This is a genomic window from Paenibacillus litoralis, assembly GCF_046244365.1.
Taxonomy (GTDB): domain Bacteria; phylum Bacillota; class Bacilli; order Paenibacillales; family NBRC-103111; genus Paenibacillus_V.
In genome coordinates, this window is the sequence record NZ_CP176395.1 from 4,428,339 (window position 1) to 4,440,219 (window position 11,881).

The following is an 11,881-nucleotide window of genomic DNA, read 5'->3' on the forward strand; positions in this document are numbered from 1 at the left end:
ACAACGTTGTAATGATGACTACAATGTTGGTTAATTTGTGTCATTCTACGACAACGTAGGTGGATTTGTGCATTTTTCATTGACACAAGTGTTCCTACATAAAAAATATAAAGCCTGATTTCCCAAGCTTTTTTTGAAAAGATAATGTAGGTACTTTTGTGTCATTACACACAACACAACCACCAACAAGACAAGAACTTGATCCCATTCCCCTCAAAAGCTATCGGCGAAAAATGCGAATGGAACAGCTGCTGCGCGGTGATTTGCTTGTTTCGTTTGGGGGTATTTACAGCGGACAACCTTATAGTGGTAAAATATAGATAAGAAATATTGGAGGTGAAGGTATATATGGCTGAGTACAAAGATAATAGGAAGTTGAACTTTCTATTACGGCATCCAGAATATCATAACACCTACAAAAATTCACCTTTCCCTTATCAAATATATAAAATTGAAGCGTTCAATAGTGAGGAAGAAAAAGGGAAGAAACTCCTCCATTTTATAGTTGATCGTCCCAGCCGCATCGCGGGGAATCCCCCTCCGCCGCTCAGGGTGCGAGTATCTTCCTCGGGAGGGCCATGCCAATGAGGGATGCTGCGGAAGGTCAGCAGAAGCACGGGCAGCAAGAACATATCGAGATGCTGCCGCTGTTCTCCACCACGGATAAGAACGGACGGATGACGATGCTCCGGCCGGGACGTCGCATCGGACGCGCGTCTCCGCTGATGCCGTGTCTGCTCACAGCCGCTGCACTGTGGGCGCTGACAGGCTCCATGCCATTCGGCGCACTGCTCGGCATGGCGCCGACACCGGCGATCAGCATGCTCCTCGGTCATCCGGTCACAGTGGGCGTCGCCGTTTTGCTGCTGTTCGTCGCGATCGGTACGACTGGCGGAGTGTACTCGCGAGCGATCGAGCAGTTCGGACAGACCAAGGTGGCCGGCCTGTTCGCAACGCTAGCGATAGCAGGAGGACTCGCAGCAGTTGCGGGAGTCCTCCTGCTCTGGACGCTGACAAGCGATCCGTCGCGCCCCTTCGACCTCGACGCCATAGCGACATCACCGACGATCCCGCCAGAGCTCGGCGTCGTCGTCGGAGCTAGCTTCGCCCTCTGGGCCGCCATCACACTCCTGCTGCTGCCCGGCTCTATCGCCCACGCCCGGCGGCGTCAGGCGGACATCGAGCGACTCCGCGTGGAGGGTTCGTCATGCACCGGGACGTTGACCGCCGTGAACTTTACTAACAGCTGGCTCTTTAATTTCCCGATATTCATAATTGAGGTAAATTATATCGTCGACGGTGCTCCTCGTGTCGTCTCAGCGCACATGCGCACCAGCGCCGACCGCGTTCCCATCGTCGGGTCGCGAATGATCGTGCTAACCGATGATCGTGGAACCATCCACATGGAGCTGGACCTGGCGAGTGGAGCGGCATTCGAGCCGGACGTGGAGAAGTATGCCCCGTCGGACGGTTGATTTTGGCGCCATTGGGCATAGAGAGCGACTTAACAATTTCTTCATCGCAATTGTCACATAAAGTTTTCCATATAAATAATCACCTCGTCCCTATTACTGACTGACCACATCTGTGATTACGGACGAATATAAAAGAAGTACCCCACTAGTTTCGCTGCTAGTGGGGTATTTGAAATTAAGCGCCTGTTGATTTGTTGCTTTATCAATCTATCACTTGTGTTGTTATTCTGCTGATTCTATCACTTACAATTGAAAAGTAATGAATAGTAGCTGCCGCTGCCGGTCCACTACCAAGGAAAAAATCAGCAACCAAGTCGCCGGGATTTGAACTATGCTGAACAATTCTCGTCATGATTTCTTCTGGCTTTTCGGTCGGATGTATTGTTTTGTTGTTGCCATTGACTCGGGGCACTATCCATATATCCGGTGCAGATCTAGTACTGATTTTCCTTACTCGATCTTTACCTCTAACTGCGAAAATTGTAAACTCATGTTGATACCAATATTGCCACCTCACCCCCATATTAACCATATCCCACACAATACAGTTCTTTATAACGAAACCAACTTTCTCATCCAAAGTGCCATAAACGGATACATTCGCCAGTCTATGCAAAGTGGCTTCCTGTATTTAAAATTCGATAAGCTTTGATGGAGCCATTGGAAAGTAAACCTTTGGTAGTTTCTATGTGAAAGTTTGTCATTTGCAATAACTTCAAATCTACGTTTTTTCGTTTTAGTCATCGAAGTTCCGCCAAATCCCAAATTGTAGGAAGGGTCGGCAATTATCAAATCCACCGATCATCCGCGATAAAATGAAGAATGCCGCTAATCATATACGACGGATACACAGATCGGATTGACCGTGGACCAACTTCATTTGCGGCCGGCGCACATGCCTCAGCTCTCAGACAAGTCATCCCCACTTCATGATGCAAATCATGTGGCAATACAACAAGAACCGCGTCCACGTGATACGGCAAGCTTTGCCCCATAGTATTCAGCTGCATGCTGCGCGCATTCTAGCACAATGTCGCAGGTCGCTGTCACCGACATTCGATTGGCAAGTTCTTCATCCCCCTTGGCATGTGCCCCCGCCATGTTACAGCATCCAAGAATACCTAATCGAAGCTTTTCCATTATCTTTTCTCTCCTATTAAGTATAGCGGCCTTTTCTCGCCCAAACATTCTGGCATAGAAACCCGCCACCGAGAAATAAAAGGCACAGTCCGTTCAACCTTTGATCGAACCGAGCAGCATCCCTTTGACGAAATATTTTTGCAAAAACGGGTAGACGAGCAAAATCGGAATGATTGCGACGACGACCGTCGCCATCTTGATCGTCTCCGGCGGCAGCTGCTGCAGCTCCGCCACGTTTACGCCCAGCTCGGTGCTGACGCTCGGCGTCACGATCATGTTGCGCAGCACGACCTGAATCGGCATCAGCGTGCGATCGGTCAAATACATGATTCCGCCGAAGTACGCGTTCCAGTGTGTCACCCCGTAAAACAGACCGAGGGTGGCGATAATCGGCATCGACAGAGGCAGCACGATACGGAACAGCGTCTGCACGTCACTACAGCCGTCCACCTTCGCTGCTTCCTCGATTTCTCCCGGCAAATTCTCGAAGTATGTCTTCATGATAAGCATGTTGAACGACGAGACTAAACCCGGGATAATTAGCGCCCATATCGTATTCAGCAAACCGGTCGCCCGCACGACAAGATACAGCGGAATGAGACCGCCAGAGAACAGCATCGTGAACACGATCCCGGCCAACACAATATTTCGTCCCGGCAAAAACTTTTTCGACAGCGGATACGCTAGAAACATCGTCACGAAAAGGTTTAGAAACGTTCCGATCACCGTGACCGTTATCGTCACCTTCAACGCGTTCGGAATCCGGTCGCTCTCGAAAATGTATCTGTAAGCTTCCAGCGTCATCTCGCCCGGCCAGATTACGAACCCCCCGTTGCGGAGCACCTCAACAATCGGCGTAATCGACATGATGAACACGTAATAAAGCGGGAACAGCGTCGCCAGGCCGAACAATGTCAGAGACGAGTAAATGAAAAAGTCAACAATGTAATCGGATTTCGTCTTTTTGAGTATGAATGACATGGTTCACCTCCTACCAAATTCCCGAGCCTCCGAGTTTTTTCGCGACCTTGTTGGCCCCGAGAACAAGAATGAAGCCAATGACCGATTTGAAGAAACCAACTGCCGCCGCAACGCTGAAATCCAGTTGCTCGATCCCTCGTCGGAATACCCAGGTGTCGATAATGTCTCCGACCTCGTAAACGCGGGCGTTCAGGAAGATGTAAACCTGCTCGAAGCCGGCGTCCAAAATGTGTCCGATGCGCAAAATGAGCAGCAGTACGAACACTTCGCGTATGCCCGGCAATGTAATATGCCACATCTGTCGCCATCGCCCGGCCCCGTCGACGACCGCCGCCTCGTAGAGCTCGCTGTTGATGGCAGACAGCGCGGCCAAGTAAATAATCGCTCCGAATCCGGTATTCTTCCAAATCTCGGTCAATAGCAGGAGCGGACGGAAAAAGTCTTTATCCGTCAACAAGTTAAGCGTCTGACCGGTCTGCTCCCTCCACCAGGAGGAGATCAGTCCTGCATCGGGCGCAAGGAACGAAAACACAAGCCCGTACACGATAATCCACGAAAGGAAATACGGTCCGTACGTTACCGACTGAATGACGCGCTTGAACCATTGCACCCGAATTTCATTCAAAATGAGCGCCAGCAACACGTCCGGAAGCATATTAAACAAAATCCGGTAAAGACTTAGCAGCAACGTATTTCTCAGCAAAATCGAGAAATCGGGCGACGAAAATACGGTGATGAAGTTTTCGAAGCCGGCCCAGTCGCTGTCCCAAATTCCTTTAACAAGATTGTACTTCTTGAAGGCGATCAAAAGACCGCCCATCGGTACATAGTGATAAACGACGTAGTAGAGGATGCCCGGCAGCATCATCAGATAAAACCAACGGTAGCGGACAAGCGCTCTTCCGATTAGGAAGAACCTTTGAGGCAAGATCGTATTTGTTCCAGGCGGACTGTTCCCCGATAGATGATTCGTTTTCACTGCTGCTCACCTCCTGCTGCGGCTTCATATACATTTTTTTTAATTGACGGCTAATGTTCTTCTACAAGCTGATGCAGTACGGAAGCAAAATCCGCAGCAACATCCGGTAGCAAAGGATGCCGAAGAAAGCGGCGCTCGAAGCGGACTGGAGTGCCGTGTCGGCTGAGCGCCGCCAAAAAAAGCGACTAATTAGTGCGAGGAGTGTAAGTTGTCAAATGCCCGAATCAAGTCATCCGCGTCATATACGAATCCGAAAATCAGCGCTACGCGCCACAGGCCGACTTCCTTATGCACTTCCCGCCGTGCGCTTTCCTTGTTCTCAATGGCCGTAACCGCCTGACGAACCGCCGAGCAAAGTATCCCGTGGCGGTTCATGTCCGCCATGCCGCCCGGCGAAAGCAGCAAACAGCCGTCGATAGCAAACCCGGTGTAAATCAGATGGTTGATGCCGTAATGCCTGCATAGCGCAAACAATTGCTTCGATGTTGCCGCTACGCCTTCACTGCCTTGCGGCTCCGCTTCCGGGAGGAAGCGGAGATTCGTTACACTTCTATCGTTGTCGGTACAGTTATGGATTCCCGGGAACACATTGTTCCTGCGGAATTCTTGAAGCTGATCATAGCTGTCGTCATGGTTGATCTGTTCGGACATCGGAGGCTCTTCGCCGGCGAGCCGAACGGCCTGCTTGAAGCCGGGATATCTGGAGTAGTAGTCCTTCCCTCCGACTACGTGAAAAAGCCGTATCCCCGCCCCGCGAACGGCAGCTAGTAGTCCGGGAAATATATCGCGGCTGATCGCGTACGATCTTGGAATGTACTCTACAGCCCGAAACGCACCCGGATATTGCCCAGCTTCGCCGCAATCCCATGCGTGCATCACAACGACGGCGGTACGGTTCGGATCAAGCGGAAGCTCTGTTTTATTCCATCCTCCGTATGCCTCAGCCGGCACTTCCCACTCAAGTTCAGCATCAAACTGTCGGTAGTAATGGACAGGAACTTGGATTATGCTCATGGCTCGCCTCCAGTGGTCATAACTCGTCTCCCTGTTTTGCAGGTATGCCTTCCATAAGAGCAACTTCATTCGAATTCAAAGCGCCAGCGAACAGTTCTATCTCCCGGATCGCGCCGGAGAAATGGCATTGCGGCCCTGTCCCGATCGTAAGCGGCACTCCGGCCAGCGCGGAGCTGTCGATACGCTGATGATCGCAAGCCGCCTCGGATACGAGCTGGCCGTCGACATACAGCGAGAGCAGCGTTTTGTCGTATGTCACGACTGCGCGATGCCACCCGTCGGTGAGAGAAGTATCGTGCGTTGCCAGCGGATCGCGACTCATACTCCACACTTTGCCGCTCGGCAATGTGCCAGCAAACAACTTGCCGTTGAACACCGCCATCGACCAAACGCGGCGATATCGAACATTCGGATCCGGTTCCTCGAGCACAGCAATCCGTTCCCAGTTCCGTTCACCGTTGTAGCGGAATACGTAACCTCCCGGCAGCGTGCCTCCGTACAGCTTGCCGTTAAACACCGAAACGCCCATCACTTCCAATTCGTCGTCCATCAGTCCGAAATCGCTCCATTCGGTACCGCCTTCGTAGCGCAACATCCTTGCTTCGTTCCAAATGCCCATCAGCAGTTGGTTGTGGAAAATCGAGAAGCAGTACACTTGTGAGCATTGCGGCACATTCCCGCAGTAGGTCCACGGCTCATCGAGCTTTCTCCGGTATACGCCACCCTTCTCATTACAACCGATATACAAATCACCTTGATACGGCGCCATATTAAATGTACGCGTCCGACCTTCCGGACCCGGTGCACCAAGAATCTCGCAGTTGCCATACTCATCGTAGGCGAACACTCCGTGGGGATAAAACGACATCGCAATGAGTCGGTCGTCGTACACCGTCAGCGCCCCGACGCTATCGTTATCCGGCACTGGCAGTTCGGCGAACAGTTCCCAAGTCCGACCGCCCGTATAGCGGTAAATGCGGCCGCCTGGCTCAAGGTTCGGCGACTCCGGGAGCGCCGAGCCGATCGCCCGGTAGCGCATCGTGCCAGCGTATAGTCGGCCTTTGAATTCGGCCAGCGCATATACCGCATTGCTGTCATCCGGGTGGCCGCAATCGATCCACGCGCTTGCAGCCTCATCCAGACGGAATACCCTCCCGCGATGATCTGCTGCATTATCGAACGTTCCGACATACAGATGCCCGTTGAACACGCACATGGCGCTAATCATACGTCCTTCTCCGGGACTGCCCCAGTCGCGCCACTTCTCTTCTCCGCGAGCCGTGCTCCAGCCAAACTGCAGGTTGCGCCAGTTGGGTTGGGTCGATGTGACACCGGCCTGGGTCAAAACCGACAAATGCCACCCCTCCATCCGTTTCTCCGAGTACACATTTGCCAAGCCCCCGGGTAAAAATCCTTTCCTGTCGTTTATCTGAAACTGCATCGATAAGCTGAAAGGCTGCTGGCCGTCCGTTTCCGCAAAAACCGGCAATGTCACAGCCGAACTGATGCCGTTAAATAGCGCGCCTTCGCCGCCGAAGACGATCTCGCTCGCTTCACCGTGTCTCCCATGGCCTGAAGCATCCCTACAGTCGGCACTCAGCGGCCAATAGCCGATACGCTGAACAGGCTTCCCTTTGTCTCCATTATGTGTTTTCTCCATTTGCTTCTCCTCCGGTTATCGTTTTTATTTCCACTATTTATTCGGAACGGATATTCATCTCGTCAACCCAGACCATCGAGCCGCCCGTTTCCTCATCCCAGACGGCTTTAGCGAATGACGCCTGCGCTTCGTACATTTTCGGTATAGGCGTCCTCCAGATCTTTCACTTTGTACTTGTTCCGCAATTCATCCAGATAAAGCGGCCATTTTTTTCCTGACTTGTCTTCAAAAAGCGCTCTCGCCAGTAATTCGTCGCGCCGTTTGTCCACACCGGCCAGATCAAAATTTGTCGGCGGAATGAGTGAAACTCCCCCGGTAAATATATGAGTCGGCTGGGCTTCAAGCCATTTGAGAATGCCGCGGTCGCGATCGGTATGCTTGTTGTCCATCAGGTCCAATCCGAACACTTCCGGCTGCCGTACTGCTTCCGTAAAAAAAGACCAGATTCGCAAAAAATCGCCGTTTTTGATAATGTCATTGGTGTATGCCTCGTAATCGGGCTTGATCGTATTGCCTTCGCGTATATAGTGCTTGCCCTCCTGACCAAATTGGGTGAGCAGAAATCCTTCCTCGCCCGCCAGCCACTCCAAAATCTCCACAGAACGTCGTACTTTTTCGGGGTTTCTCGTGGCAACAGACTTCGCAAACAGGAACGGACTTGACGGAGCTCCGTCAAACATGACCGGTCTATCGCCAAAAAGGGTGAACGGTCTCCAATCCGCCTTCGGATTGATTTGCTTCGACCGGTATTGAATGCCTTGCTTGTTGTTGTCCAATGCAAAATCAATGGAGTTGCCGACGACGACGCCGACCCGGCCCTGAATCGCCTTTTCGATATGCTGCGGATTCTTGTTCAAGTACCAGTCGGGATCGACAACCTGCATATCAATCGCTCTAGCGATATCATCCAACACCTGTTCCATTTTCGGCGAATACAAGCTCAAAATAAATCGATTTCCCTCGACAAAACCAGGAAACAGCAGACCGTGGTTGATTTCCTCCGGCCAATCATAACCGATGCTGGTTCCGCCTCCGGATGTGGTGAAGCCGTACGTGTCGTTTTTGCCGTTGCCATCCGGATCTTTGAAGGTGAACTGGTGCAGCACCTCCATATATTCCTTGTAATTGGTCGGCATTTTCAAGTTAAGCGCATCGAGCCAATCCTTGCGAATATAGTAAGAGCGGTAAACCTTTTTCCTGTACGGCAAAGGAGCGAGATAAAAACCACCTTCCACCTGATAGCGCTGCAGCACTTCTTTACTAACCCAATGCTTAAAATAGTTCGGCATCGTTTGTGGCGAGACGAAATCTGTCAAATCGGCGATTAGTCCGTTCTGGACCAATTGGACCCCGCCGTCGGGATTAGCATCCCGCCACATATCGGGCGGCGTGGAGGCAAGCAGCGCGTTTATCTTCGTATTGTAGTCGCTGCCGGCCGCCATGTACTCCACATGTAAATCAACGTTGAACTTCTCCTCGATCGTTTTTCGAACGAAGTCTTTGTCCGCACTTGGCAGAACGCTGTTGGGCGGTGCCGTAATGAACCAGTTAAGGCTGATCTTCTTACTTGCTTCGGCGTTGGTGCCGGTCGTGCCGTTTGTTTCGCTCGTACCAGGGGTTTCGCTCTGCGACGACCCATTGCTGCTGCAGGCGCTCAGTGCTAGCGTTGCCGCCATCGTCAGCGCGACCCCGCTTTTGCCAATTCGTAACGCTTTCATGTTTATCCCCCATTGATTTCAGATTCCGGTTGTCAAAACCGGTAACGCCATCGTGACATGGCCACGAAAACCGTTCAATTGTCACTTCGTCTTTCCGCAAGGCGACAAACGGATAAGCAGGACGACATAAAGATAACAGCCCTCTTTCTCAAGAGAAAGGGGCTGTTGAGTAACGCTTCACTCCTCCGAAGCGATATACCGGTTGCGAAACGCTCCCGGCGTCGTGCCGGTCGACTGCTTGAATATGCGGGTAAAATTGGTGACCGATGTGTAGCGCAGACGTTCGGCAATGACACGAATGGGCAGCTCCGAAGAAGACAACCATTCCTTCGCCCTGGTCATGCGAAGCTGGATGAGAAACTCGCTGAAGGACAGCCCCGTTTCCTCCTTGAACCATTTACTCAAAGTCGCCCGGGATACCCCCATTTGCTCGGCTAGTGACTGCAGGGATACATCCTCCTCCAACTGCTGTTGGAGAGCGGAGACGGCATGCTGAACGAGCTTTTTGCGGCGTGGAACGTGAAGCTCCTCAAGCTGATGCTGAATGCCGGTCAGCACCGTATCCCGCATCCACTGATGCAGTAGGGCCAGACTGTGCATACCGGACAACTGACCAAGAGCCTCTTCACCGATGATGCCGGACAACTCGATATCCGATGCAGCCAGCAGTCGCTCCAGTTCGCCGAGCAGATGGGTGAACAGAGCCAAAATCGTCGCCGAGCTGTGGATTGACTGACCGGCTTCCCGCACCAGCTCATCCAGACTTTCATACGCTTCCTCAAAACGCCCTTGGGCGACAGCGGCCGTAATCGCCTGCTCATGTATAATCAGACGACCGAGCGGGGCGTGCAAGGTGCTTTCGATGCTTTCCCGGGTAATGAGCGATTGCGGCCCTTTGGCCAGCCGATACGACATGAGCGATTGCGCTTCCTCATAGGAAAGCTGAACATGCTCAAGCCCTTTTCGCGGCCCGGCGATTGCAACCGACAGCGAGAACGGGAACTCTCGGTCTATTTGTTGGCAAAGCTGCTCGCCAAGCTGTTTAATTTTCGCAAAGGACACTTCCTTAGGCTCGTCAGCAGCCAATACAAAAACAACCTGTCCGGGCTTCGGCGAGATGCCGAGAATCGGATAGTGCGTCGCTCCTAGCTCCTCGATCCGCTTGCGCAGGGCATACACGATGAGGGAGCGGTCGGTTTCGCCATACATTTGCCTCAATTCGTGCCACTGATCGATTTCGGCGATGCAGACATAGATTAGTTCGCCTCGTAGCGGAGCGAGCTCCGCCTGCCGCACCTGATCGGGAATGTCCGGATCGGTCATCTTGCCGTGTAACAGTTGAAACAGTACCTGCTCCTTTACCAGTGGCATTTGCTCATCCAGCCGCACCATCAGTCGCTCATTGTTGTCGTGCAGCTGCTGAATGGTGAAGTCGAGACTGTCGATAATGTCGGGAGCCCGCTTGACGAAGAGGCCGGCATGTCCTTCCGAACGCGGTGAAAACTTATTCACCAGACGCTGCAGAGGGGAATATAGCCGATTCGATCCTACGATGGCGGCGCCGGCCCATATAATCGCCAGCCCTCCGGCAAGCAGCCAGGCGATTCGCTGCATATTGTGCGATTGCCGGGACAGTTCCTGGGTAGAGGCGATCGCCACATACTTCCATCCGTTGGCCGATGATTGCGTAGCTGTCATAATAAACGATTCCCCGTTCAGCTCGATCTGATCGGGCAATTCGCGGCTGGCCGTGACGAGGCCGACAATCTGGGCGGTCGGATCGGCCGCGCCGCCGCTTCTCCATGTTTGGCCGCTCACTACTGGACGATTGCGATCGTCCAGCACGAGCAGGATGCGCTGAAGCGGCGGGGCCATTCGCTCAATCATTTTGACAAGCAGATCCGATTTCAGATGAACGACCAGAACCCCTTTCGGCGCAGATGAGTTCAAAGGCACCGGACGAACAATCAGCAGATCATTCTGATTCGCAAACGTTTGCGGCGGAAGCCGGTAGGAGGTAATCGTGCCGTTCCATACCAGCCGGTTGATTTCGCTGAACGGATAATAGATTTCCCGCACGAGCCCGGTCGTTTGCGAATATACCGTATTCTGGGTTGGGAAAATAAGCGATATGTCGATAGGCAGATCAGAATTACCGACAAGATTGCGCAAAGTATCCATCAACTCCAGGGAAATGTCGAGCGTCTTCATCGAAACCCCGCGCTCCGCAGCCTCTAGCACGATCGGACTTGTCGCCAGTGAGATCGAAATTTCATCGATTCGGGACAAGTAATTGTTCAGTTGAGACTCAAAATTCTTCAGAATGCTTTGCTGATGCAAGTCGACTTCACGCTGCAGCGATTTGGAAAATATATAAGAGGAAATAAAACCGAGCAAAATGACGGGAACAGCGCTCACCATCATCGTAAAAGCGATCAGTTTGCTCTTGAACGAAAACCGCTTGCCTGACACGCTGTTCACCCCTTTTGTTTCATTTGAAAGCGATTTCACAAAAACAGAAGGACAAAAACTTACACTTCCGTCCCTTCTTCCCTGAGCTGGTCCGTGGTCGCCCTTGCTCCCATCATAACTTGCAAACAGGTTCGCTGGCAAGGGAGCGAAAATCGTTGGATCGGTTTGCGATCCTCGCCACTATTCACACTCTGTTATCCCGTTTGTTTTTAACAAATTACTGTTGTGCTGTCCGTTATGATCGTCGATTTCGCCAATATCACCATACCGTCCTGTGTAGCTGGGTTAATCCAGGAGAGCGCGCTAACATATTCTTGTAGGTAATGATTTTTTACCTATCCAATGCCCGAAGAAAATAAAGTTATAATATGCCTATCAATTTTCTGCAGGGAACGGTTGGAGACTGCTGGGCCAATCTTACCGTAGTTCTTTGATGGGAAGC

General features: G+C 52.0%; 8 protein-coding genes. 1 reads left to right on the forward strand and 7 read right to left on the reverse strand.

Features of this window, described 5'->3' with window-relative positions; all coding sequences use genetic code 11:
- The first annotated feature begins 584 nt into the window (after positions 1 to 584).
- Entirely contained in the window at positions 585 to 1,475 is an 891-nt protein-coding gene (locus tag ACKGJP_RS18430) for a hypothetical protein (protein WP_409340291.1), read from the forward strand.
- Between the two features lie 202 nt (positions 1,476 to 1,677).
- On the opposite strand, the gene ACKGJP_RS18435 is transcribed toward ACKGJP_RS18430, so the two are convergent.
- From ACKGJP_RS18435 to ACKGJP_RS18465, 7 genes are all read right to left on the reverse strand, one after another.
- Positions 1,678 to 2,091 carry a DNA methyltransferase gene (locus ACKGJP_RS18435; RefSeq protein WP_409340292.1) on the reverse strand — a complete coding sequence of 138 codons (414 nt, stop codon included), beginning with the start codon at positions 2,089 to 2,091 and terminating at the stop codon, positions 1,678 to 1,680.
- A 617-nt stretch (positions 2,092 to 2,708) separates the two neighbouring features.
- Complete coding sequence (locus ACKGJP_RS18440; RefSeq protein WP_409340293.1) at positions 2,709 to 3,596, reverse strand: carbohydrate ABC transporter permease; 888 nt, start codon at positions 3,594 to 3,596, stop codon at positions 2,709 to 2,711.
- Between the two features lie 10 nt (positions 3,597 to 3,606).
- Complete coding sequence (locus tag ACKGJP_RS18445) at positions 3,607 to 4,575, reverse strand: ABC transporter permease (RefSeq protein WP_409340294.1); 969 nt, start codon at positions 4,573 to 4,575, stop codon at positions 3,607 to 3,609.
- 189 nt (positions 4,576 to 4,764) lie between these two features.
- Complete coding sequence (locus ACKGJP_RS18450) at positions 4,765 to 5,589, reverse strand: hypothetical protein (protein WP_409340295.1); 825 nt, start codon at positions 5,587 to 5,589, stop codon at positions 4,765 to 4,767.
- Positions 5,590 to 5,605: 16 nt separating this feature from the next.
- A complete protein-coding gene (locus ACKGJP_RS18455) occupies positions 5,606 to 7,249 on the reverse strand; it encodes a LamG-like jellyroll fold domain-containing protein (RefSeq protein WP_409340296.1) in 1,644 nt (547 codons plus the stop codon).
- A gap of 107 nt (positions 7,250 to 7,356) precedes the next feature.
- Positions 7,357 to 8,967 (reverse strand): extracellular solute-binding protein, encoded by a 1,611-nt coding sequence (locus ACKGJP_RS18460; protein WP_409340297.1) that lies wholly within the window; start codon positions 8,965 to 8,967, stop codon positions 7,357 to 7,359.
- Positions 8,968 to 9,144: 177 nt separating this feature from the next.
- A complete protein-coding gene (locus ACKGJP_RS18465; RefSeq protein ID WP_409340298.1) occupies positions 9,145 to 11,439 on the reverse strand; it encodes a helix-turn-helix domain-containing protein in 2,295 nt (764 codons plus the stop codon).
- Positions 11,440 to 11,881: the final 442 nt, after the last annotated feature.

Excerpts from the sequence above, each read along its gene's own strand:
- ACKGJP_RS18430 (WP_409340291.1), top strand. The coding sequence starts at position 585 with ATGAGGGATGCTGCGGAAGGTCAGCAGAAGCACGGGCAGCAAGAACAT.
- ACKGJP_RS18440 (WP_409340293.1), bottom strand. The coding sequence starts at position 3,596 with ATGTCATTCATACTCAAAAAGACGAAATCCGATTACATTGTTGACTTT.
- ACKGJP_RS18450 (WP_409340295.1), bottom strand. The coding sequence starts at position 5,589 with ATGAGCATAATCCAAGTTCCTGTCCATTACTACCGACAGTTTGATGCT.
- ACKGJP_RS18455 (WP_409340296.1), bottom strand. The coding sequence starts at position 7,249 with ATGGAGAAAACACATAATGGAGACAAAGGGAAGCCTGTTCAGCGTATC.
- ACKGJP_RS18460 (WP_409340297.1), bottom strand. The coding sequence starts at position 8,967 with ATGAAAGCGTTACGAATTGGCAAAAGCGGGGTCGCGCTGACGATGGCG.